Source organism: Wenzhouxiangella limi (genome assembly GCF_010499265.1).
In the GTDB taxonomy this organism is placed as follows: Bacteria; Pseudomonadota; Gammaproteobacteria; order Xanthomonadales; family Wenzhouxiangellaceae; genus Wenzhouxiangella; species Wenzhouxiangella limi.
In genome coordinates this window covers 10,389-34,274 of record NZ_JAAGSC010000042.1, presented here as the reverse complement: position 1 = coordinate 34,274, position 23,886 = coordinate 10,389, and the positions used below count along the sequence as shown (strand labels likewise).

Sequence of the window (23,886 nt, the reverse complement as noted above, 5' to 3'; positions counted from 1 at the left end):
GTCCGGCCTCGGCGCAGGATATCTCGATCTCCGGGGTCGTCCGCGATGCCGGGACACAGGCGCCACTGGAGGGAGTCCGTGTCGTCGTTTTTGTGGGTCTATCCGAATCTCGCAACGGGTTTCAGGGCTGATCCGGTCTGATTTGAGAGGCCATGGGGCCTCCTGTAAAGTTTTGTTGGCTCTTCACTGAATCGTGTGGGTAGCGCTCATTTCCGTAGCGCCTCCGGGTAGAGGTCGAGCCCGCCCAGATGAAAGTAGATCGCAGCCTTGAATCGCTCTTTTCGAGTCAGGAAACGCCTGTCCGCGACGCGCGAGGCCACGCGCCACTGCGCGCTCCTGAACACCGCTGACCGCCGACCAGCTCAGACCCAGTTGCTCAGCCACTTCCGAAATCGTGCCGATCTTGAGCCAGTCAATCACCAAGTCCTCAAACAGCGCCGTCAAGCGGCTATTGCTCTCGGCCCACGGCACCGGAATCTGATGAATCCCGTGCTCCGGACACTGGACGCGCGGCACCTGCGCGACCAGCCAGGTCTTGTACTGGCAAGTATCCAGATGCCGCCACTTGCGCTCGCGGGTGTCGTAGCCCGAGCAGATCGCCCCGCACTGCGGACAAGCCAGATCCGCGCCGGAATGGCGAATATGGACGGTGATACCGGTGGCTGGCAGCTCGACCTGCACCTCGGAAACCGCCCAGGGCGCCTGGATACCCAGAATCTGGCGGTAAAGCTCGCGGTCGTGCATGGGCTGGACTCACAGCAGGGCCAGTCCTTAGGCTATCCGAACCGATCAACCCACACAAAACCGGGAAGAGCCCATCAATTTCGCGTTGACCTTTGGCGGCGGCCTGGCCGGTCGCGTCATTGATGCCTCAGAGCAGCAGCCTGAAGCCGGCCTTGCCGTGGAGATTTACAACGCCTTGGGCGCCTTGGTTGCTGCACCGATAACCGATGCTGACGGACAGTTCGGAGTGCGTGGACTGGCCGGTGGCCGCTACTTTGCGCGGACCCGGAATAGCCGTGGCCTGGTTGATGAGGTGTTCGATGGCTTCAGCTGTACCCCGTTCCCCTGCTCAACGGGACTGGGCACACCGCTGCAGGTTGGCGGCGGCCTGATCGAAGGCATCAATTTCGCGCTGGAAGCGGGTAGTGAACTGAACGGAACAGTCACGGACCAGTTCAGTAACCCGTTGCCCACCGGCGAGGTCGTTCTCTATGATGAGCAAGGTCGCGAAGTCAAGCGCGGCCCGATTACCGATGGCACGTGGCGCTTGACCGGTATTGCAAACGGAACCTATTTCGCGGTGGTGCTGAATGGCTCTGGGTTGATCGATGAGCTTTACCAGCGCCTGCCGTGCCCGGGTGGCCGCTGTGATGTAACCCAGGGAACACCGATCACGGTCCCGCAAGCGTCTGCAGAGCCCGCAGGATCTGACCGCACGGCAAGAGAGCCGGGTAACGGTCCGTTAGCGTTTGTTCTGGAGCGTGGTTCCCGCATCACCGGGATCTTGCTCGACCCGGACGGAAACCCGCTGGCCAACGCCACCGTGTCTTTCTTTAACGCAGACGGCGAATTGGTAGGCTCAACCCAAACCGATGGGCTGGGTGAGTTTATTTCAGGCGCGGCCTTCAGCGCCGGTGATTATTACGTTGCCACAACCGATGGTGAGGCCCGTGGCGTGACAACGGGAAGCTTCGTCAACGTGGCCTACCGCGAGCCCGATTCGCTGGCCTGCCCCTTGTCCTGCGATGTGACGCGAGGCACAGCGGTGAGCCTGGATGGCCAGTTCGATAGCAGCCAGCTGGTTCTGCGCGTGTTGGACGGCGGTGCGTTATCGGGCCGTGCTGTGGACGGCAGCGATCGCGGACTGGTAGGCGCCCAGATTGAAATCTTTGATGCTCAAGGTCGACTCGTTGGTCTGACGAGTCTTGGCACCGATGGCAACTGGGAGATTGATGGTCTGCCGGATGGCGGCTACACCGTTGTGGTCCGTAACGACCTGGTCTCTAACCTGGACGACGTGGTCGTGGGCGCCGGCTTCTGCGATGGCGACTGCGATCCGTCGGTCGACACCGTGTTTACCATCAGCGGCGGCGAGCCGGACTCCGATGTCGACATCATTCTGGCGCGCGAGGACGTGATCTTCCAGAGCCGCTTCCAGGCCGACTGAAACGTGCCTTGACTGCTTGACCAGCGCCACCGGCCCCGGATCCGCTCCGGGGCTGGTGGTTAAGCTTTTCTGGAGCATTCGAAGCCACCTTGACACCCCTATCCATTTCCTTACACTGACCGCTTGGCGTCGGAGAAGGGGTACCGGCAGATTCCCCTCCAGAAACAAACACTGGCTTGCGCCTGGGTTGATTAAATCCGTTCAAGAAACTTAGCCTTTGGGAGCTCACCCAAGGGCGGTAGCGTGCTCACGGACCGTGTCATGAAAGACGGAAGGATCCCGCCTTGGCCTTGGCGTCTCTCAGCTCGCCAAAGCCTCTGGTGGCGTTGCCAGTGTGGCCGAAGTAGCCCGCCGACCACCGATTTCCCGTAACCCATGTCCCCTTCAATATCCCACCACGGCGGCGCCACCGGCGTCACCGGCTCCTGCCACCGCCTGCAAATCGCACCCGACCGTGCGCTGCTGGTGGACTGCGGGCTGTTCCAGGGCGAGGATGCCGTCGGGCAAGACCAACTCGAACAACACCGTGTCAGCTTCCCGGTCGACGACGTGCTGGCGCTGATCGTCACCCATGTGCATATCGACCACATCGGGCGCCTGCCGTACCTGCTGGCTGCCGGCTACCGCGGCCCCATCCTGTGCTCCGTACCCTCGGCCCGGGTGCTGCCGCTGGTGATTGAAGACGCCCTGAAAATCGGCTTCACGCGCGACCGCGCCCTGATCACACGCTTCCTTCAAGAAGTGCAAGGCCGCCTCGTCGCGCTTGACTACCGCACCTGGCACACCGTGATCCAAGACCACCGCCACCACGTGCGCATCCGCCTGCAACGCGCCGGCCACATCCTCGGCTCGGCCTACGTGGAAGTCGACATCTGCGCACTGGATCAGACTGCTGGAGATCCCGGCTCTCCGCTGCGCTCCGGCCGGGATGACAGGGACAACGAAACCACCTTGTCATCCCGGAATCGGCCGCAGGCGGATATCCGGGATCTACCCGGCAAAGGCGCCCCTACCACCCGCATCGTCTTCTCCGGCGACCTTGGCGCCCCCAACAGCGCCCTGCTGCCGGCGCCCAACCCGCCAGAGCGCGCCGACATCCTGGTCCTGGAAAGCACCTACGGCGACCGCGTGCATGAAGACCGCAGCACCCGCCAGAGCCGATTGAAAGCCGCCATCGACCACGCCCTGGAAAACAACGGCACCGTCATCGTCCCGGCCTTCAGCATCGGCCGCACCCAGGAACTGCTCTACGAGCTCGAAGACCTCATCCACCACGCCACCGACCCGCACTGGCAGGATCTGGAAATCATCGTCGACTCACCCATGGCCGCCCGCTTTACCCAGGCCTACCGCGAACTCAAGCCCTACTGGGACGCCGAAGCCCACCAGCGCCTGGATCACGGCCGCCACCCGCTGGCCTTCGACAACCTCTACACCGTCGACAGCCACGAAGAACACCTGCAAACCGTCGCCTACCTGGCCCGCACCGGCCGCCCCGCGGTGGTGATCGCCGCCAGCGGGATGGCCGCCGGGGGGCGGGTGGTCAACTACCTGAAAGCCATGCTCGGCGACGAGCGCCACGACGTGCTGTTTGTCGGCTACCAGGCCCAGGGCACCCCCGGCCGCGCCATCCAGCGCTTCGGCCCCAGAGGCGGCTGGGTCGAACTCGACGGCGAACGGATCGACATCCGCGCCAGGATCCACACCATCGGCGGCTACTCCGCCCACGCCGACCAGAACGACCTGATGGGCTTCATCCAGGGCATTCCTCAGCCGCCAAGAGAAATTCGCCTTGTCCACGGCGAACGCGACGCGCAGGAAGCACTGAACGCCAAAATCGAAACCTGGGCCCAAGCCAACGCCCACAAAACCGAAGTAACCCTGGCCACCTGAACCAGACCAACGGCTGGGTTTTTCCTGAAACCTGAACCCTGAAACCTGTTTCCCGTAACTGACGCAAAGCATCATCCCGGACTCGATCCGGGACCTGATTTTCCTTAACACGCAACCCGTCATCCCGGACCTGATCCGGGATCTGATTTTCCCGTAACCCGTAACCTGTAGCTAACGCAAGCCGTCATCCCGGACTTGATCCGGGATCTGGTTTGCCGGTAACCCGTCACTCATCGATATAATGTGGACATCCTATGGTTGCTCGGAGCTCTGAGACGACGATGCATATCAACCTGCCGCCGGAAATGGAAGGATTCATCAAAAGCCTTGCGAAAACAGGCGAATACGGCAACGCAACAGAGGTTGTCAGGGACTCCCAGTCGATTGACCCTCCTCACTGAAAAGCTCCATGTCAATTAGGAACCTCTCCGGCTGACGCGCGATTCATCGAGGTAAGCCTGTCGCCATCGAAGATATTGACGGGCTGCGGTCTCGGCGCTCGGCGACCGAAAGCAAGTCGCTGATTGAGCGGATGACGCGGTTTCAGCAGACTCATTTGCTGGACCGCGCCAGCGGGCACGGATAGCTAAACGACGATGTTGTCAAAACGACTGAAAAGCTGGCTGCATGCACAGCTCAAACTGCCACGCCCGCCTGGATTTTTTTCTCCGCGCTGGTACCTGTCGCAATACCCCGATGTTGCTCGTTCCGGTGAGAATGCATGGGCTCATTTTCATGCCCACGGCCGCCACGAAGGCCGCTTTGCAGCTGAAGACCATGTTGCCCTCTGGTTCGATGAGTCCGTTTTTGATCGAGTCAGGCAGGCCTATTTGCGTGACCGGGCCAAGCTCGAGCCGCTGGATCGCGATTACCTGTGCTGGCTGATCGCGCGCTGGTATGCGCTGCACGAGCGCTGGGCCGACGTCATTGCAACCCTGCAAGATGCGGATTTTGAGCGAGATTTACAAAAACAATCACCTTTTCGCCATTTGCCGGCGTTGCTGGAGGCCGACGCGCTGGTGCACACTGACCAATTACAAGTCGCGAATAAGCGGCTGCAGTGGCTGGAAGCTGCATACCCGGACCATGCAGACGTGGCCCTTCTGAGGGCTAATTACCTGCGAGCGGCGGCCGACGATCGTAATGAGCGTCGAGCGGCCTGGCTGGCTCATCTCAACGACTGGTATGCGCGGCATGGCTTGCTGCCGCTGAAATTGAAGAACAGCAGCGCATCGAGGATGGACGCCTTGCTCACGGAAGCGGGACGCCCAGCGCACGGTCCGCTGGTCAGCGTGCTGATGGCGGCTTACAACGCGCAGTCGACGGTTGACACAGCGCTTCAAAGCCTGCTGTCCCAGACCTATCAGGACCTGGAGATCATTGTGGTCGATGACGGCTCTGACGATCAGACGGCAGCCGCTGTCGAGGCCGTCGCAGCCCAGGATGCGCGGGTAAAGCTGTTGCAGCCCGAACAGCCCGGTGGGCCATACGCCGCCCGCAACCACGCGCTGAACGCGGCCACCGGCGAGTTCATCACCGTGCACGATGCCGATGACTGGTCACACCCCCAGAAAATCGAGCGCCAAATGACCTTGATGCAGCAGCAGCCTGAACTGAAGGGTTGCTTCTCAAACTGGGTTCGCACCACGCCTGAGTTGATGTTTGGGGGTTGGGGCTCGCCTTCGGCCTGGATTGGTTGGGTGCGGTGCAATACGTCCTCTCTGCTCATTAGACGGGCGGTTTTCGATACGCTGGGTTATTGGGACGAATTACGCTGCAGTTGTGATGCAGAGTATGTATCCCGGATTTACACAGCCTGGGGAATGCGGGCGCTTAGTACCGCCATGCCCGAGGTGCCTCTGGCTTTTGCCCGTTCCGAGCCGAATTCGCTAACCCGCGTGTCCGAAACCCATTTAATGACAAAACTCAAAGGGTTGCGCCATGACTATCATCGCGCTCACGCACACTGGCATGCATCAGCCAAAGGCATTGCAGACCTGTACATGCCACAATCCCCCCAAAAGCGTCCCTTTCCGGTGGCCGACGCCATGCTGCCCAAACGGGGCGCTTCCGGCAGTGATTGAGGAGTAATCAGAATGTCCAACAGCTTTTCCAGCCTGATCACTGATTACAGTCGAACCCTGGTTCACGTCACTCGGCGGGTCGGTCGGTGCGCGCCGTGGTCTTTTTTGTTTTCCATGCCGCTGGTGGTGATCAATCAGGTGTCGTTCATTTTGATGTTCATGCTGCCGCTGAAGATCATCATCATGCTCGGGACGGAGGGCATTCCCCGGTACATGCAGTTTTTTGTCACCCAGGAAACCCGCCAGGCCTGGATCATCTATCTGAGCCTGGGCATTGTCGGCTTCTTTATCCTCTACTTGGTATCGGATCTTGTGTTGAGCCGCCTGGGCGCACGGGGTGGTGCGCGCATTCGCGCTCAGGGCAACAAAGCGACCCTGTTCGACGCCGAGGAAGACTTCGCGAAAGATGTGTTTTCGCGCGTTGCCCAGACCTGGGGCACGCTCCTGCTCGTGATCGGCGGCGTTGCGCTGGGGCTGTTGCTTGAGTGGCGCCTGGTGGCCGTGCTTATGGTGGCCGTGATCCTCGAAATCATTTTTCTGGCGCGCTTCTGGAACCGTTACCAGGCACCCGAGCAGGCCGAGGCCCGCGACCGGTTCGTGCAAAAGCGGGTAGATGTATTGCAGAACATCTCGGCCGTCAACACTTTCCTGGCTTTCGGTGTACTGGTGTTTCTTTTTTTGACCGACCCGACTATGAACTTCATCATCGGGTTGATCATGTTCATCCTGACCCGGCAGGTATTGCAGCGCATGGTCAAGAGCACCCAGGACGGATATTTCATGCTGCAGCAGCGCGAGCGTATCGAAGCCCTGGTCTATCCCGAGCAGCACGTGCGCGAGAAGCGGCAAGCGCGCGAGGTCAGTTTCGAGACGCTGTTGATGCCCGATCGTCGTCGCGATCTGTTTGAAGAAGTTGCCCGGATGGGCTATCCCGAGATGGCTCATCGCCAGTGGCAATGGTGCGATTTTGCGGTGCGCGGGCAGGCGCTGTATGTGTCCTCGCCCCAGGCCGAAGACCAGGCAGAACTCCGGTTGAAAGTAATCGGCAACGCCAAAGACGCCGGCCTGGCGCGCGAGGTCCAGTTTTACCAAAGTAGCTCGGCGAAGGCCCTGGGCCTGTCAGCTGAGTTTGTGGGCTCCGGTGCCGTGCACGGCCGCGGCTTTCTGGCGCTGCGCTCTGGTGTGCTCAAGGCCTGTCCCGGTAAAGACTATCCGGCCAAATTGCGCCAGGTGCGCCTGGCACTGTGGCAGCATGATCTGGACAAGGCCCTGGCTGAACGTCTGAAGCGCAGCTTTGCCTCGCTCGGCGACCGCCTGGACGCCGAGCGCTTTGCCCGCATCCGTCTGGGCTGCAACGAGCCTGAGGAAGAAAAGCTTCTGGATGCCTTTCTGGACTGCCTGGCAGACATGCGCCACATGGTCAATGCCATGCCACGGGTCTTGATCAACAGGAATGTTGCACCGGCCAATTTGCTGCTGACCGAACAAGACCAGCCCGTTTTGATCAATTGGGACGCCATTGCCCGGGACGTCATGGGGGTCGACCTGACCGTTCAAGATCTGGACAAAGCCTACAATCCCGACACCCTGCTACCCGAACTGGCCGAATGCGGCTGCCCGGCAGCCCAGGCCAGTCCTCAAGGGTTCAAGCTGGTGGTGCATTTGAGTAATCTGGAAAAAATCGTTGCCCGCGAAGCTTACCGCGCCGCCCTGAATGCGCTGCCGCCCATTCTTGTTGTGCTGGAAGAAGCCGGTATTCAGGGTCTGCCCGATCTGAAAAAGGCCTCATGACGGCCCTGGCCGCGGCTCCAGGCATGTGTATGCTGTTCAGCCGCCAGACGCCCTGCGGCTCAGTCGCTTAGGGCAGGGCGCTGTGACTGCTTCTGCCCGCAACACGATTGTGCCCGTGGTTGTGCTCAACTGGAACGGCCTCAACGACACGATCAACTGCATCGACCATTTGTTGGCCGCCAAAGACGTTTCACTGCGCGTGATTTTGGTCGACAACGCCTCGGACGGCGACGACTACGACCAACTGAAGGCCCGCTACGGCGACAATCGGCTGGTCGAACTGCGCCGCAACCCCGAAAACCTGGGCTTTGCCCTCGGGATGAACCGCATTCTGGCCGAGCTGCTGGCTACCGGCCCGGAACAAAGGCCGCGCTACGTCGCTCTGCTCAATAACGATGCGTTTCCTGAACCCGGTTGGTTGGCCGCCTTGGTCGAGGCGGCAGAATCCACCGGGGCGGGGGCTGTGGCCAGCCGCATGCTGCGCTACGACAATCCCGGGTTGCTGGATAATGCCGGCCATGTCTTTCTCAACACCGGCGAGGTGCTGCCGCGAGGGTCGGCTGAACCGGCTGCAACTTTCAGCGAGCCCGCCGACGTTGAAGGCAGCTGCGGCGGTGCGTGTCTGCTGCGCCTGGATATGCTCCAGGACATCGGCCTGTTCGACGCGTTCTACTCCACCGGCTACGAAGATGCCGAGCTTGGCCTGCGCGCCTGGCTGGCCGGCTACCGCCAGGTTTACCAGCCCGCCGCGCAAATCCGCCACAAGGTCGGTGCCAGCATCGACAAGATTCGCGATCTGGACTACGCCGTGACCCTCCAGGTCAATATCCACTACGCCTATTTCAAGCTCATGCCGGCCTCGGTGATCTTCTGGAACATGCCCTGGATCATGCTAAAGACCCTGGGCATGCTGATTGTCCCGGCCCTGACCGGCCGCTGGCGTCTGCTCAAGGTGCAATGGCTGGCACTTTGGCGCACCGCTGCGCGCTGGCCGGAAATCCGCCGCGCGCGCAGCAACCGGGCACCGATCCGCATCCGCCGTCGCGAGATCCTGCGCCGGCAAGAGTTTTTTCTCGGCCGCTACTGGCGCTACTTTCGTCGCTTTGTGCTGGGACGCGAAAAGACCATCTTCGAGCGATGAAGACACGGCTGGCAAACTACGTTCGGCACAAGGCCTGGGTCTTCAGCCTGCTGCGGCGCTTGCTGGTGTTCTCCCCAACCCAGCGCGCCTATCTAAACCAACTCAAGCAAAGCGGCCTGTTCGATCGCGCCTTTTACCGCCGCCAGAACCCGCAGTTGATGCCGCTATTCCTGTGGCTTCCCGAGCGCCACTACATTGCCTTCGGCGAGGCCGCCGGCCTGTTCCCGCGCCCGGATTTCTCACCCACGGCTTACCTGCGCCTCAATCCCGAAGCCGCCGCCAGCCAACTGCCGCCTTTTCTGCATTACCTAAAAGCCGGCTGCGATCAGCAACTGATCACGCGCGACCCTTCACCGACCGATAAAAACAAGCCCGCGCCGCTGCCGCCGGTTCGCTCAAGAGAGCCGGGCAGTGATCTGGCCGCCGTGGTCCACGTCTACTACCCGGATCTGTGGCCGGAAATCGAACAACTGCTGGCTGACAGCGGTCTTGCCATGGATTGGTACATCACCATTACCGATCTCGGTCCGACCCACCGCGAGCTGGCCGAGGCCATCAGCCGCAGTTATCCGCTGGCCACCGTGCTGCTTATGCCCAACCATGGGCGCGACGTGTTTCCGTGGGTGTATCTGATCAATGCCGGGGTGCTTGATCCTTATCGCGCCGTCTGCAAACTCCACACCAAGCGCTCCCCCCACCTCGAACACGGTGCGGCCTGGCGAGACAGCTTGCTGCGTGGCGTTCTGCCCGGCGCTGCCAGCGCAACGCGGGTCAAAGCCTTTCTGGAGCATCCGAAGCTTGGCCTGCTGGTCTGCCAAGGGCAGCATCTGCAGGGGCCGAAATGGTGGGGCGCCAACCAGCCCCGCGCGATGCAAATGCTCGCTCGCGCCGGCCTGCAGCCGGACCCGCAGGCGCTCAACTTCGCCGCCGGCTCCATCTTCTGGGTCAAGGCGCCCATTATTCAGGCCATAGCCGCACTAGGCCTGACGGCAGCCGACTTTGAACCCGAGCAAGGCGGCACCGACGGCAGCACCGCCCATGCCTTTGAGCGCGCGCTGGGCTACCTGGTTACCCATTGCGGTCTGCGCGTCGGTGAGCAGGTGTGAAAATCCTTCGCCTGATGGTGTTGAATGTCGCAATGAAGAGGCTTTTTATGACATCCCTCAATAGTCCCCGGCTAATCATGTTCGGTTGGATGCGGACTTGTTGATGGCGTAAGGCGGTAACCACAAGTGCGTGGTAATACAGCCTGTTAAGAAGAAAATCAACAGATTTATTTTGGCTATTGACTCCGATCTGCGCGAGACGTTGATTCAAAGGTTCCATGTCAATGTCGCTGGTGTCAGTCAACCAGGCCTCAAGTGACTGATCGCCAGAGTGGATCTGGGGGTTGGGAGGTTCAAAATGGAGCCCGAACTTGTCGCGCAAGTAGTCCAGCTCGGAAAAATCGCTCATCGGGAGGAAGCGGCTTTGTTTAATGCCCGGACCTGTTCGGTAATCGTGAGCTATCCATTGAATCAACAGGTGGTGGGCCCGATGAGTCACTAGATCACCTTGATAACAGCCGTTGCTCCTGTTAAATGAATACAGGAGCTTCAAGGCCGGTGCGCTCAGGCTTTCGTTTAACCTTGATTTTGGTACTTGTGTGCTGTCAATGCCGCAGGTACGGCAGAAATCGGATACGACACAACCCCGCTGCAAGGTTTGCCGGTTAAAGGATTTGACAATGATTTGGTCCGTTGGTAGATGCTCTTTGAAGAAAGTAAGACGCTTCTTATAATCGGTCTTAATTAGTTCAGGAAGCGATTTCCTCCCAGTTTTAATCTGCTGCTGCAAATACGATGCGGCGAATTCCATCGGTGCTCTGATGTAACACACCACCTGAATGATTTTGGCATGTCGATTTAAGAGTTCAACAAGCTCATGTTTTCCCGCTTCTTCAAGCAAGCCGATGTCTTCACCAGAGATGATGAGCTGGTCCCGATCCTTTCTTTTCAGATCACTGACCAATTGACTCCTGTATTGGTTGCGGCGACTGAGGACCTCCGATCGATCCAGGCCGAGCTTCCGCCAAGAGTGAAAGTCTTCTGGTCTCTTGGAGAAAGCAGATCGAATAGCAGCCGAGTGGTTGGCTTCTTGAAATGGTGCATAGAATGTCTTGCCATCGTCGTAGTCTTTGAGCGCTTCCTGAATCGACGTCGAGCCGGTTTTATGCATACCGATATGAAGAATCACTTTATCAACCATGGAAAGCCCCATTACTATTTATGGAAATATGATGAGCTGTTTCGATGTGGCTGAATGCATCCAACAGCGCTAAAGAGTCTCTGAATAACGATGATTTTCGCCTAACTCGCTCTCCCGGAAGGGAAGGGCTGGTATAGATTGTGCGCGATTTTCTTGCTCGTTTTCTAATCAATTTTTGGCCGGATGCCGCTTTATGGGCGGACTCCGAACGTACTGAACCTACGTCAGCGGCATTTTCTGCGCGCCTGATGCGCTTGCCGTTTCTCGATGCCACGATAGCCGAGCCGGCATCACCGTAGACCCGCTTCTCCTGACCATGCAGAAGCTTGTTTGCGACCGTCAGTTCATCATCGACACCGATATACACCTTCATGCCGCAGTGCCACTGGTTTGCTTTCGTGGTCTGGTGCATCTCCGGATCCCGCTGCTTGTCGGCATTCTTTGTCGAGCTCGGTGCCGTAAAGATGCTGGCATCCACAATGCTGCCCTAACGCAGTATCAGATGTTTCATCTGAAATCAACGTGTTGCAGCCAACTGACCCCAGCATCGCAAAACCGGTGCCCTATCCAGAGGCTCCCTAGAGCATTTAGATTCAGCGTGGCCGCGCTGTTTAGACTAACGTCTTAGTCTGCTTCAAATCTTTCTGATCGATTTTTCAATTCTGATATGGTTCGGTAGTCATGACCATAGAGTTTACCAACGATCTCTCTGGCTTCTGGTGCCTTTTCAAGTGCTTGTTTCGGCCAAGACGCGGTATCGGATTTTCTCAGGGGACGCAACCACTGATCTACATCAAATGAGTCAGATTTCCTTTTGCCTATGGCATATCGGTGCGCATCTTTGCGCACAAAGTCACCTGCGACCGAATCTTTTCTGTTTAGCATAACGCCTTGGGCTGAATCAATCGAGGCCAGCTCCGTGTCCAAATCATATTCATCGATGTGTACAAGCCAGGTGCGTCCAAACTTGATTTTGTCTAAAGGATGGGCCTGAAGTTGATGATGTACATCGCAACGTGAAATATTTATGCCCTTCAGATACTCAAGAAACGTAGCATAGGAAAAACCATATTTATGGTCTATTTTCTTACCCAGCACCGCGCTCATGTTCTTGTCGGCATATCCATGGGCTAGTGCATGCCGGTAGGATGACACGCAGCGCTTCACAGGATCACGAACGACTTTGACATAGTCCCAAAGCGGAGGGCCCTCCCTTATGAGCTTTTTCCGACCTTCGACATAGCGACGTGACTTATATAGAACATTCATTCTGTATTTGTGTGGCCAGTGATGGTATTGAAGCGCCTCGTCGATCAGTCCAAGTCTTTCGTAGTGCCAGATCAAGACACGTGTGCAGGCTGCTTTGGCGGACCATGAAATGACCGTTCGATGGTGGTCGTCTATCAACGGCCTAGGCGAGCGGTACAACCTGCTAAAGAGAAGAATATTTTTCAATAAAGCCTTCATGCCATCCTCTGCTATTAGGTGCAGCAAGGTTCGGTTGAATCCCAAATTTGGCTGGCTATAGGTAACGGTTGCCATATTGCCAATCGTAAACGTTGCCAGCCATCGGCGAACTACAGCCATCCTTTCTTGGACCTAATTAAATCAATCTGAGCTAGTACTTTACGGTCTTTCGAGTTGATAATTTTAAGCCACGAATTAAGAGGCTTAGCTAATGGTCTTGTTTTGGGCGGATATGTTCTATTTGCATTAAAGTGTAGCTTGCAGAGACTTTCTTTTTTTTTCTTTGGGAGGTCTTGACCTAAGATATCAAGAAGTTTCGGAAGGTCAGTGTCGAAAGTTTCTTGTCTGCCGATAAAGTTCCAGTCATCTAAATCTAGACCTTTTGTGTATTTATGGATGACATTAAAGTAAAAAGGGTTTGCGGCATATATCCAAAGAGGTTCGTGCTTGCGAGCTTTCTCTATTCGGGTCGCTTGCGTTGTGTGAGCATGACGTTTTAGATGATAGTAGTAAGAAACAAAACGTGCTAGCGGTTCGCGAACGAAGGTAAAAATTTTATGGCGTCGGGGGTCGTAAAGATGTTCTATCTGACGGAAGGTGAAGTGGCCTGCCAGAACGCGTGTGCCCGGTGGAACTGATTGTGCTATATCCGGTCGTATGCCTTCGACTTTTCGATGATAAGACAAAAAAACCGCTGATGGGCCGTACAAATCTGTTAATACTTGCCGCAGGGTCACTCCTGCCGTTTTCGGGATGTGGACAAAAATGGCTTCGAGAGACTCCAAGTTTGAAGTCCGTCTTTCCTTCCTGGTTATCATCGTCGAAGTGCTCAGATGGTAAGGCGACAAAAACGTGGCACCGGATATGTACAAATGCTGCCATCAATATGTCTTGGATGTTGAGGGGGCGATTAGGGTCGATTGCCGCTACTCCGTGCCCTGTGACATATTATGACATTCGGCGTCCAGCAACTGCTCGCCGACCAAAAACACCCGTTGCCGAAACCGGACAACCCGTCGAACCCGCGCCAATCCAGGTGCTATAGGCGCGTTAAAGTTCGGTATACTTTAAACGTGTTGGCGATGACCCTTTGATGACGAGGGTATGCCAGCTATTGGCAATCGCGAAAACGGTGGGGGCGCCCAAGGGCGGTAGCGTGCCTGAAGCCCCCTCAGGCAGATTACCGAAAAAGGGTGCTTTTTGGGGAATTCATCACACTGAAATGTTCAGCACTGTAAATTATCCAAGGTATCTCCTGCCTGCCGAGACCCACATGAGCGACCACCAAACCAGCACCCGCAGGCTGGCCGCGATCCAAACGCCGCAGAGCGTGATTGTGGCGGCCACCTTGCCCACCCACCAGGCCGCCTTTTTTGATGCGCTAAAGGCCGCCGGACTATCCGACCAGGCTGCCCAAAGCGACCCATGCGGGCAACCACAACTGATCAGCCAGGACCAGATCGGCGACCTGGCCGAGGTCTCGGACTGGATGGCAGAACACCCTCAAGGCCATCTGCTGCTGCTGATGCGCCTGCCGGTCGTGGCCGTGGCGCGCCGGCTGGGCGAGGGCATGGCGCCCAAGACAGCGCTGGCGCAATGGCTGGAGTCGGCCCAACCGGTGCTGGCGGTCATTCGGCGGCATCGGCGGCGGGTCAGCTTGCTGTTTGCCGAACCGGCCCTGGCCGATACGCCAGCCCTGCTGGACACCGTCAGCCAGCGTTTGCAGTTACAGCTGCAAGAGGTTCCCGCTCAAGCCGCCGCGCCGGCCCTGCCCAGCGCCGTGCTGCGCATGATGGCCGAAAACGCCATCTGGCAATCAAGTGAGGCCCGCAATCTGGCTGCAGAGCTGACCGCCACCGCGTTACCGCTGCGCTCTGCCCAAAACATCTTATTGCCGGCCATCGACCAGGTTTTTGCCGAATACCGCCACAGCGTCGACACGACCTCCAGGGTCGAGCTGGAAAAAACCCGCCAAAAACTCCAGCAAGTCCAGCACAAAGCTCAGACAGCCGAAGAGCTCAAAGAAGAAAACGAGCTGTTGCTCACCCAGCTGCACCAGGTGCAAGAAGAACTGCAAAGCCACTTTTTGCAGGCCAAACAAAGCGAAGAAAAACTGGCCCAGGCCCAAAAGCAGTACGACCAGCTGCGCAAACAGCTGGAATCGGCCGGCCAGGAATCCGGCAAAAACGACCCGGCCCTCCAGGACCTGCAGGAAGAAAACGAGCTGCTGTTGCAGCAGCTGCACCACGTCCAGGAAGAGCTGGAGCACTACTACCTGCAAAGCACCCAGCAGGCCAGCCCGTGGCAAGACACGGCCGAGCTCCACGCTGCCCATGACACCATCCGGGCCATCTACAACAGCTATTCCTGGCGCCTGACCCGGCCGCTGCGCTGGTTCTTGCGGGTCTTTGGCGCAGGCCCTGCAGCCAGCGAGAAACAGCCGCTGCCCGACACCGTCGAGGCAGCCCACGACACCATCCAGGCCCTGAAAAACAGCAAATCCTGGAAAATCACCAAGCCTTTAAGAATCTTTTCCTAAAGTAAGCCACGCCAGGGGGACACATGGACTGGCTACAACAACAACTGCAAAATACGCCACCGCCCGACGCCATCATTCACTTAGGTGCCGGCTTGTGCCGCGAGCTGCCCACCTGGCAGCAAACCGGTGCCAAGCGCATCGTGCTGGTCGAACCCAACCCGGAGCTGCTCGCCGAACTGCGCCGCAGCACCGCCGACCATGATAACGTCGAAATTATTGCCGCCGCCATTGCCGACCAACCCGGCCGCGGTAGCTTTCCCCTGTTCAACTTCCCCCTGTTGTCGAGCCTGCGCGAACCCACCGGCCTGTACCACAGCCTGCCCGGGCTGCAGCAAACCGGCCGGGCGACGGTCGAGCAACTAACCGTGGACCAGCTGCTGGACCGGCTGGGTATCGACATCCAAACCGGCAACTGGCTGGTCATTGACACCCCCGGTGAAGAAGCCGCCGTGATCGATCAACTGCAGCGCAGCGACCGCCTGCACCACTTTGCCCGCATTTTCTTAAGCGCCGGCATCGAACCCCTGTATGAAGGCGCCAAAAGCGCAGCCGACCTGGTAATCCAGCTGCAGGCCCAAGGCTTTGAACCCGCCAGCCAGCCCGACACCACCGACGCCGACTGGCCCCGCCACCACCTGCGCCTGGACCGCATGGCGCTGGAATGCAAGCGCCTGAAGGCCGAGCTGGCGCGCTACCAAACGCTGGAGGCTGAACACAAAGCCGACCTGCAGGCCATCGAAAAGGCACTGGCCAGCGTCCAGCAAGTCCTGGCCGAAAGCGATCGCCAGCATCAGAACGAACTCAACGCCCTCAAGACCCAACTGGCCGAATCCGAACAAGCCCGCACCCAGGCCGAAGAACAGCAAAAGGCCCAGCTGGCCAAAACCCAGCAACTCGAATCCGCCCTCACCGAACAAAAATCCACCAGCGAAAAGCTCGGCACCGAACTCCACCAGCACAAGAAAGACCTCGCCCGCCTCACCCAGGCCCACGACGAGGCGCAGCAGAAACTCACCGAGGCCGAACAAAAACTTGCCAACCTTACCGAGCAAGAAAAGCGCCTCAAGGCCCTGGAAGAAGAAAACGCCAGCTTGCGCACTCAGCTAGAAGCCAAGGCAAAAGAAGCCTCCGAAGCTACCCGAAAACAGCAAGAAGAACTCAAACAACTCCAGGCCAAGCTCAGCGCAGCCGAGAACGATGCCAAATCCACCCGCCAGCACAACGACGACCTACAGCAGAAATACCGCAAGCTGGAGCAGGAATACCAACGCAAGGAAGCCCTGATCGACGAGGAATTCCTAAAGGCCGAATCCCAGCTGGAGCTGATCAAGGAGCTGGTGTTTCGAGACAAGCCGGTCTGACCGCACCATGCCCTCGCGCAGAACCAGCAAGCAGCGTATCCAGGCCATCCGCAGCCGTCCTCATAAGGCGCGCAAGCCACGGCCAGATACCCACGTCGCTCGGCAGCCGAACGAGCCGAAAGACACGGCCGATCACACCCAACAAGACCTGACACGAACCGCCCAAGCGCAATCCAACCTGGTCCCCTACAACCCGCGCCTGCTTAACCGCTCGCGCCTGCAGCTACAACTGGGCGACTGGGAAAAGCTGGCCGATCTGGACGATCACGAACTCCAACACAACCCGGCCGCGGCCGAGCTGCAACTGCTGGCCGCCGCCGGGCATCTGCAAAAAGGCGGTGAGCATGCCAGGTCGCGCGCCCGCGCCTTGCTCGACAGAGCTATCGGAGCCGGTATGGATAGTGAATCCGTTGCCCGGATCTTGATCGGAGGGGCCAGCAACACATTGGGCCGAATCGCAGCACTTACTCACCGCCCCGACCAGAAGGTCATGAATCACTTTCGTTCAGCCATCGCCCTCGCGGCGCCGGATGCCGATATCGACCTGGTTCTAAAGCCGACCGCAACGCGTCAACTGATATCCCTTGCTGAGGCTAGCGGATCGTCAGTAATCTGGGAAATGGCCCAGTACGCAGCGATGGGGCAGATTCTTTCTAATTCGTCACCAGTTTTAGACGCTTCTATCAGACCGAGAGTCGCCGTTGCAGGTATACCCAGATCTGGTACGACGATGACTTTTCGCGCGATTGCAGGCCTTCCACCTGGGAGTACAACACCGAAGGACTACGCGGGACCGCACGTCAAAACTCATACCTTTGAGCCGTCTACCCTTGTTAACAAAGTAGACGTAGCGATATTTCTATTTGGTGACGTGGTGGACTCAGTGGTGTCCACGCGCGAGAAGCGATTCGATGCAGGCCATTTCCGAAACTGCGGTGCGGAACACCTTTCGCCTGAAACTTCTGATCTTTATGAAGCGGATCACTTGAATTATGAAAAAATGTTCGACGCGTGGATGCGTCCGAACGGTATTCCGCATGTCTGCGTGCGCTATGACCGAATACATGAACTTGCAGATATCGTAGAGAAACTACTCGGTTGCCAGGTTCCGCTGCCAGAAAAGAAGAGCCGAACAACGCGAGTTCGCAGTGCAGACCGATTTCGTATTGAGAGCGCTTATGCATCATTGATTCAAAAAGTTCGGCTCGCACCAGATCTTTGTTATTTCAGGTAGGTCAATTCGATTTTCGGCGGTATGCCTGAATGTGTCGTTCCAGCTATGGGGGATAGAATGAAATCAAATATGGAGTCTATAGCTCAACTGAAGGCGGCCAACGAAAGCTTTAACGCTAAACTCTATCGTAAAGCTCTTGGCGAGTATAACCAGCTTGCAAAAAAATGGCCGCGATTAGAACGGGTTCTGGAAGTGAACGCGGAGATCTGTCGAAGGCGGATAGCCAGATCTGAATCAATTGCTAACGCTAATTCATGCCCCCAACAGGCGCTTCCTAGCGAACTAGACGCCCTTTTTCGATTGCCTGTCAATTTGCAGTTTCAGAACTCACCAAAAGTTAGCGACGATATAATTATCGCTTTTCTTGACGAGTGTGGGAGTCTTGCTCCTTCAGTTGCGCATCTTCAACGAGCACTGCAGTGTGCGATATCGTCACCATTTCAAAGAGATCTCTTATTTTACGCAAATTATATATCAGAGCAACTCGACGTCAATCCCGAAGTTTACGCAGACTTCGAAAATGAGATCCCATCAATCGGGTTTATGGTGGCGCTAGCCTCAAGGCATTCTTTTTGGCTACTAAATCGCGCTAAATATCTTAGGTTTCTAGATCGAGTTGAGGTTGCATCCCCTCGGGCGCGTTTGCTTTACTCTCATCGTCCCATCCCTGACGAACAGTATGGCCAGATGTTGCCGTTGTTGGGTGCTGCTGCAGAGCCGGCGAGCATATGGTCGAGTGCATTGCCTAACGCTTCTGCTCGCCGAGTTACAAGTGTCAATAGTCTTCATGCAGGAACTATTGTTTTAAACGAGGAGCACTACATTGGATTAAATCTATTGCAGCACTATAACTACGTTGACAGCTGGACAATTGTAGAAGGGCTCTGCAAAGGTTATCCGGAAAGAAAGGTAAGATTGAATGGCCTTTCAGGGGATCGCACGTCATTGATGGTGCGTCTTTTTCCCGATTATGCTGAAAAAATTAGATATGTTGCACACGGCAGAACAAAAGCCGATGGGGAGGACGCAAAGTCTGAATTGCGAAATCGCTATTTGGACAACGCCAGTGCTTCATTTCTTCTAGTTATTGATGCCGATGAATTTTATGAGCCGGAATTCATTGAAAGTATAAAAATAGCATTAGCGGGTTCGGAATATCTTTCAGTCACTGTTCCCCAAGTTCACTTTTGGAAGGATCTTAATAACTTTGTGACTGGGGGATACTATGATGTATCGCATACGCGATTTTTTAGGTACCTCCCGGGAATGATGTATCTTAGGAATCATAATTGGCCTGAAGTGAATGGCTTCTTTTTGGTTGATGAGCGACGTAAGAAACTGAACAGACTGATTAGCGAAATTGCGGACGGTGATAGTTTTGTTTTTGAAGGACCATATTGCGTCCATATGGGCTTTGCTAAACCGGCCGATGATATGCTTGATAAGACTGAATATTACGTTAACCGGGGTGAAGAGCGTACAAGGCCCGAGACGACACAATGTCGCCAAGCGTGGTTTTCTAATGATTTGCCGGAGAATTGTACTGTTAGAAGGTGGGGTGGGAAAATTCCGAAAGCTCTGACATTACGAAATAGGGAGACTGCGTAATGAGGGTCGGGCTTGTTGGATGGGGAATAGCTAGTGGCGTTGGAAGTATGAACTATGACATCGTTCGCTTAGCGCCTTGGGTAACACATTGGCTTGTGCCGAAGCACCCAAATTCTGAGAACCATGAGCCATACCTTCAGGCTTGCGGTGATAGTGAAGTCATAAAATGCGAACTTGCAGGTTCGGAAGCTGAGTACAAATATTTTCTTGATTCAATTGACGTCCTGCTATATGTGGAGCATCCATGCTTGCGAGGTTCGTATAACATAGTGCTGGAGGCAAAAAAGCGGGGCGTCTTTGTGATCGGTGTTCCGATGTGGGAATGGTGGCCGGAAAGCAAGGATTGGGCACTTGCAACAGACATGTTGTGGGCAGTTACCGATTTCACTTACCGGTATCTTTCTTCGTTATCAGATGTGTTATTTGCACATGGTTTTCATCATTGTTGGCGCAATAAGGTGGTGCAAGGACAGTGGGGCGTCAATCTCGATGAGTTTCCCTTTGTTCCTCGAAAATTCGCTAAAAGGTTCGTTTTTATTAATGGCAATGGTGGTTATAAATTGAGGAAGGCGTCGGATGTGATATTCGATGCGTTTTCTTTGCCGGGCGCTCCTCCGCTGACAGTTTACACTCAGCAAACTGAACGATTAGCCGAGAATGTGCCTCGGTCAGCTAATTTAATCCTCGGTAATTTTGATGAGAGAAAAGACGTATATGCCGACGGGGATGTTTTTATTTTTTGCTCGTACTGGGAAGGCTTGGGGTTGGGCTTATATGAGGCCCAATGTTCTGGTGCCTTGGTTGTAACGACCGATCATGCTCCTATGAATGAATGTGGAACTGATTTTGTTGTACCGGTTGAGAAGTTTGCGCAAGAGAATTTGGCGGGAAAAAAAATCGTAAAGGCTGTTCCGTCAGCATCAGATCTTTTTGAAATTGTCCATTCGTTGAACGGGGTTAATATTTCTGAAATATCTGAAATGAATGGTCTGATTTTTAGAAATAGATACGACCTGCGGAAGATTCTTGGTATGATGTATGAACAGGTTGTTCATTATGCTACCTGATTATGTAGGTTTCTCAGCTATTGAGAATGGCTCCCGGTAGCCTTGTAACCATCTGATAAACACGAGGTTACGAGATGGCGCGGAATATGGTCCAGTTTCAGAAAGGCCTCAGCATGACCGAGTTTCTGAAAAAGTACGGCTCTGAAGCGGCCTGCCGAGACGCTCTTTTTCAGTTGCGCTGGCCCGGTGGCTTCGAGTGCCCAGAGTGCGGTAACTCGACCTACTGCCAGATCAAGTCTCGCCAGGTCTTTCAGTGCCACCACTGTCATCATCAGACCTCGCTGACAGCGCGGACGATCTTCGATCGGACCAAGCTGCCCCTGACGACCTGGTTTCTGGCCATCTTTCTGCTGACCCAGAGCAAGACCGGCCTGTCGGCGCTGGCGCTCTGTCGCCACCTCGGGGTGTCCTACAACACTGCCTGGCTGGTCAAGCAGAAACTGATGGAGACCATGCGCGAGCGCGATGACAGCCAACCACTGACCGGTCCGGTGCAAGTTGACGACGCCTACTGGGGCGGAGAACGTCGGGGTGGCAAGCGTGGCCGAGGTGCCGAGGGCAAGACGCCATTTGTGGCTGCCGTGGCCTGCAGTACCGACGGGCGGCCTCTGGCGATGCGGATGACGCCGATCAAGTCCTTTTCCAGCGACTCGATTGATCGCTGGGCGAGAACGCATCTGGCACCTGAGGCGGAAGTGACCTCCGATGGCTTGGCGTGCTTCCGGGCCATCGTGGAAACCTGCCCGCACTGGAGCATCAAGACTGGTGGTGGACCCGGCAGCGTCGAGACGCCGGAATTCACCTGGGTCAATACGATGCTGGGGAACGTCAAGAAAGCTCTGCATGGCACCTACCATGCGGTCAGAGGAAAGCACCTTGGTCGGTACCTGGGCGCCTTCGCTTATCGCTTCAACCGTCGCTTCGAGCTCGGCAGCATGATCGAGCGGCTGGCCTACGTGGCCTGCCGCACGGCGCCGCTGCCTTATCGGTTCGCTACGATGGCTGAGGTACATACGTAATCAGGATATGCTGTGGATTCTTTTATTTCGGCCAAACGCTCCTGAGGGAAGTTAATGTTTATGAACGAAAGAGATGCTCCGGTCATGGTTGGTGTTACTCGATTTAGCGTCTTTGATCGTGAGCGTAAATTTTGGCGGATTGGCCGAGAAACTGGGGACGATTTAGCGGCTTTTAAGAAAGCTCTATTTTCCGAAGAGCGTTTAAGATCAAGGTTGCATATATTTTTGGTGTATTCGTTACCTATCTTGCAGCGTTTTGCGAATCTTAATCCTAACTATAGGCATGTGGTCGGTTATAGTGAAGAGTTGCCAATTAATTATCTTTCTGCGCTATTGGAGGCCTTGAATCGCCACAGCTTTATTATTCCAGTGCCACACCATCCGGACTTATTGGATCCGTTGCAATATGGTGATGTAAAGAATCTGTTGGAGGCCTCGTCTGAGAAAGAAACGGTGCCTCTGGGTGTTTTTCGGTTGGATGATGATGATGTTCTTGGTAGTCTGTGGATGTCCCGAGCGATGCCTTTTGTCAAAGCCTCATTTGGGGGGATGATATACGCGCCAAGCTTAGGCCTTTATGGCGAGTTGTGCGGCGAGTCGTTGAAGTATAAGAACTTTAGAAAAGTTCATAATCGAATGTTAGCAATTGGGTGGATGAGGATCGGGTGCTACAGTAAAAAGAGTCAAGAGTTGATACTGCCGGAGCAGAACATACCGCACAAGAAAGCTGATCTTCTCTATCCCGCAGTGTGCGATGCCACCTATCCAGCGTGGGTCTACACGTGGCATCAGCACAACGATTCAATATTTGGTAGTCGCGACTCCGTAGGCGAGCTTAGTCAGATTATGAAATCTGGCGTGGAAGTAGATTTTTGTATTGAAGAGCATTTTCAATCAATTAGTTATCACCGTCCAGGCTGATTGCTGTGCCTTAGTACACCCAACTATTGCATAAATCCGGCCCGATTTGACCCTGCGCGGCCCGCTCCAGAGCATGGAGAATGTGCAGCAACTCATCCTGAGTCACCTGATTGGCGCTCATGGTCAGCTTGAGCTTGCCACCGGGCCGGGTCAATCGGCAGGCACGCTGGATAATGGTGCGACGCAGCGTGCCCAACATCTCGAATGACCAGAGCGGCGAGCGCTTTTCATTGCTGCTTCGGGTCGGCTGACGAACGGTCATTTGCAATTCGCGGGTTAGTGCATCATCTGTTCTGTAATTTCGGTGGCCGAGGATTGAAGTAGGCCACCGGCTTATCCTTTTGTCGGAGTTTTCGACGACACAGACGAAAAGGAATCAGTCGCTTCGCCCAGCGTGCCAGAAACCAGGCATAGGCTTGGGTCAGGCGATGCTTGCCCGAAGCCCAAGGCATCTGCTCGACCCGCACGCCACACTCGGGGCAGTCCACCCCGGCGTGGCGCATAGACCAGAAACACCTTGATGCCCCACAGCGGGACAAACTCAAAGCGCCGTGCCGGCAGCCGATCATAGCCTGGCCGAGGGCGGCTGCGGAACATGTCAAGCTGTTTCGGACACTCATTTCAAAATTAACGTAGATTCTCGAGCTGTCTGACGCGCCGCCAGCAGGGTCGGGAAGTTCACAGTGGTGGAGATGCCGCGCTCGATGTCGCCCTGAGTGACCGGATTGATGGCCACCACACTGGGTGGCATCGAGGTTCGTGGCGGCCCGGCGACGAAGCGCTCCGGATGCTTTTGGTACATCTCGTCCAGTGCGGCTTGTCGGGTGGCCGCGACCTGGTGATGCTGTCCGGTGAACACCTGCGCAGGCGTGAACCCAGCCAAGGCACTGTGATGGTGCTTGAAGTTGTACCACTCGAAGTAGCTATCGAACCACCGTTGGGCATGGGCGCTGCTATCGAACCGGCCTGGATAGTCTGGCTGGTATTTGGCCGTCTTGAACTGTGATTCGCTGAATGGATTGTCGTTGCTCACCCTCGGTATACACAAACGACTTGAACTTCTGGACTCGATTGAGGATAGTCTTCAGTTGAATCCCGGCCTCCGTGCTCTGCTTGATGGTTGCTTGACACTTCCATCTTCTCAGAGCCAGAGCCGGGATGCTCCTTTACAGCAGCACTCGGGGCGCTCGAGAGCACCCTGTCTCAGACGAAATGTAAGCGTCTGGACAAATACGTCCTTCCCTTGGCTCGCGCTCTGGCCGATGATGAGTGCTACCTGGATTGCCAAGGAGTTTCACCATGGGCTGGAAGCGCCGTACTCGGAACCAGTGGCAACGGCTGGTT

General features: G+C 56.2%; 19 protein-coding genes and 2 pseudogenes. 14 read left to right on the top strand and 7 right to left on the bottom strand.

The features are described 5' to 3' along the window. Positions 1–183 precede the first annotated feature (183 nt). Entirely contained in the window at positions 184–744 is a 561-nt protein-coding gene (locus G3I74_RS16360; protein ID WP_164211701.1) for a helix-turn-helix domain-containing protein, read from the bottom strand. Positions 745–829: 85 nt separating this feature from the next. Between G3I74_RS16360 and G3I74_RS11215 the strand changes: the two genes are divergently transcribed. The 7 genes from G3I74_RS11215 (at position 830) to G3I74_RS11190 (ending at position 10,185) form a co-directional block, all read left to right on the top strand. Then, a complete protein-coding gene (locus G3I74_RS11215) occupies positions 830–2,170 on the top strand; it encodes an MSCRAMM family protein (protein ID WP_164211700.1) in 1,341 nt (446 codons plus the stop codon). Between the two features lie 375 nt (positions 2,171–2,545). After that, the gene (locus G3I74_RS11210) at positions 2,546–4,063 is read left to right on the top strand and encodes an MBL fold metallo-hydrolase RNA specificity domain-containing protein (RefSeq protein WP_164211699.1); all 1,518 of its coding nucleotides are present in this window, start codon (positions 2,546–2,548) and stop codon (positions 4,061–4,063) included. 281 nt (positions 4,064–4,344) lie between these two features. After that, positions 4,345–4,464 carry a ribbon-helix-helix domain-containing protein gene (locus tag G3I74_RS16355; protein ID WP_420823079.1) on the top strand — a complete coding sequence of 40 codons (120 nt, stop codon included), beginning with the start codon at positions 4,345–4,347 and terminating at the stop codon, positions 4,462–4,464. 195 nt (positions 4,465–4,659) lie between these two features. Further along, positions 4,660–6,147, top strand: a complete 1,488-nt coding sequence (locus G3I74_RS11205) for a glycosyltransferase family 2 protein (protein ID WP_164211698.1) — start codon at positions 4,660–4,662, stop codon at positions 6,145–6,147. Between the two features lie 12 nt (positions 6,148–6,159). Further along, on the top strand, positions 6,160–7,938 hold the full coding sequence (locus G3I74_RS11200; protein ID WP_164211697.1) for an ABC transporter ATP-binding protein: 1,779 nt from the start codon (positions 6,160–6,162) through the stop codon (positions 7,936–7,938). Between the two features lie 82 nt (positions 7,939–8,020). Beyond that, positions 8,021–9,079 (top strand): glycosyltransferase, encoded by a 1,059-nt coding sequence (locus G3I74_RS11195; protein WP_164211696.1) that lies wholly within the window; start codon positions 8,021–8,023, stop codon positions 9,077–9,079. After that, positions 9,076–10,185 (top strand): rhamnan synthesis F family protein, encoded by a 1,110-nt coding sequence (locus tag G3I74_RS11190; RefSeq protein ID WP_164211695.1) that lies wholly within the window; start codon positions 9,076–9,078, stop codon positions 10,183–10,185. The genes G3I74_RS11195 and G3I74_RS11190 overlap by 4 nt, the downstream gene beginning before the upstream one ends. Here G3I74_RS11190 and G3I74_RS11185 read toward each other — a convergent pair. The 4 genes and pseudogenes from G3I74_RS11185 to G3I74_RS11170 all read right to left on the bottom strand — a co-directional run bounded on the left by G3I74_RS11185 (position 10,148) and on the right by G3I74_RS11170 (position 13,578). Next, positions 10,148–11,338, bottom strand: a complete 1,191-nt coding sequence (locus G3I74_RS11185) for a hypothetical protein (RefSeq protein ID WP_164211694.1) — start codon at positions 11,336–11,338, stop codon at positions 10,148–10,150. The genes G3I74_RS11190 and G3I74_RS11185 overlap by 38 nt on opposite strands. Before the next feature lie 271 nt (positions 11,339–11,609). After that, positions 11,610–11,813, bottom strand: a pseudogene (locus G3I74_RS15980) (IS5/IS1182 family transposase); the annotation flags it as partial. A gap of 137 nt (positions 11,814–11,950) precedes the next feature. Beyond that, positions 11,951–12,913, bottom strand: a complete 963-nt coding sequence (locus G3I74_RS11175) for a sulfotransferase family 2 domain-containing protein (protein WP_164211693.1) — start codon at positions 12,911–12,913, stop codon at positions 11,951–11,953. Then, entirely contained in the window at positions 12,904–13,578 is a 675-nt protein-coding gene (locus G3I74_RS11170; protein WP_164211692.1) for a sulfotransferase family 2 domain-containing protein, read from the bottom strand. The genes G3I74_RS11175 and G3I74_RS11170 overlap by 10 nt, the downstream gene beginning before the upstream one ends. Before the next feature lie 488 nt (positions 13,579–14,066). Between G3I74_RS11170 and G3I74_RS11165 the strand changes: the two genes are divergently transcribed. The 7 genes from G3I74_RS11165 (at position 14,067) to G3I74_RS11135 (ending at position 22,542) form a co-directional block, all read left to right on the top strand. Next, the gene (locus G3I74_RS11165; RefSeq protein ID WP_164211691.1) at positions 14,067–15,332 is read left to right on the top strand and encodes a hypothetical protein; all 1,266 of its coding nucleotides are present in this window, start codon (positions 14,067–14,069) and stop codon (positions 15,330–15,332) included. 23 nt (positions 15,333–15,355) lie between these two features. Then, positions 15,356–16,693 (top strand): FkbM family methyltransferase, encoded by a 1,338-nt coding sequence (locus G3I74_RS11160; RefSeq protein WP_164211690.1) that lies wholly within the window; start codon positions 15,356–15,358, stop codon positions 16,691–16,693. Between the two features lie 7 nt (positions 16,694–16,700). Beyond that, the gene (locus G3I74_RS11155; protein WP_164211689.1) at positions 16,701–17,927 is read left to right on the top strand and encodes a hypothetical protein; all 1,227 of its coding nucleotides are present in this window, start codon (positions 16,701–16,703) and stop codon (positions 17,925–17,927) included. A gap of 57 nt (positions 17,928–17,984) precedes the next feature. Beyond that, positions 17,985–19,535: a glycosyltransferase family protein gene (locus G3I74_RS11150; protein ID WP_164211688.1), complete on the top strand. Its 1,551-nt coding sequence runs from the start codon at positions 17,985–17,987 to the stop codon at positions 19,533–19,535. Then, positions 19,535–20,602, top strand: a complete 1,068-nt coding sequence (locus G3I74_RS11145) for a glycosyltransferase (RefSeq protein ID WP_164211687.1) — start codon at positions 19,535–19,537, stop codon at positions 20,600–20,602. Before G3I74_RS11150 ends, G3I74_RS11145 begins: the two co-directional genes overlap by 1 nt. Positions 20,603–20,676: 74 nt before the next feature. After that, positions 20,677–21,621: an IS1595 family transposase gene (locus G3I74_RS11140; RefSeq protein ID WP_164211686.1), complete on the top strand. Its 945-nt coding sequence runs from the start codon at positions 20,677–20,679 to the stop codon at positions 21,619–21,621. A gap of 60 nt (positions 21,622–21,681) precedes the next feature. Then, positions 21,682–22,542: a glycosyltransferase gene (locus G3I74_RS11135; protein ID WP_164211685.1), complete on the top strand. Its 861-nt coding sequence runs from the start codon at positions 21,682–21,684 to the stop codon at positions 22,540–22,542. 10 nt (positions 22,543–22,552) lie between these two features. Here the strand turns inward: G3I74_RS11135 and G3I74_RS11130 are convergent, their stop codons facing one another. Together G3I74_RS11130 and G3I74_RS15730 are read right to left on the bottom strand one after the other, a co-directional pair. Then, a complete protein-coding gene (locus G3I74_RS11130; RefSeq protein ID WP_164211684.1) occupies positions 22,553–22,804 on the bottom strand; it encodes a hypothetical protein in 252 nt (83 codons plus the stop codon). 354 nt (positions 22,805–23,158) lie between these two features. After that, positions 23,159–23,581 (bottom strand): annotated as a pseudogene (locus tag G3I74_RS15730) (integrase core domain-containing protein); the annotation flags it as partial. Positions 23,582–23,886 lie beyond the last annotated feature (305 nt).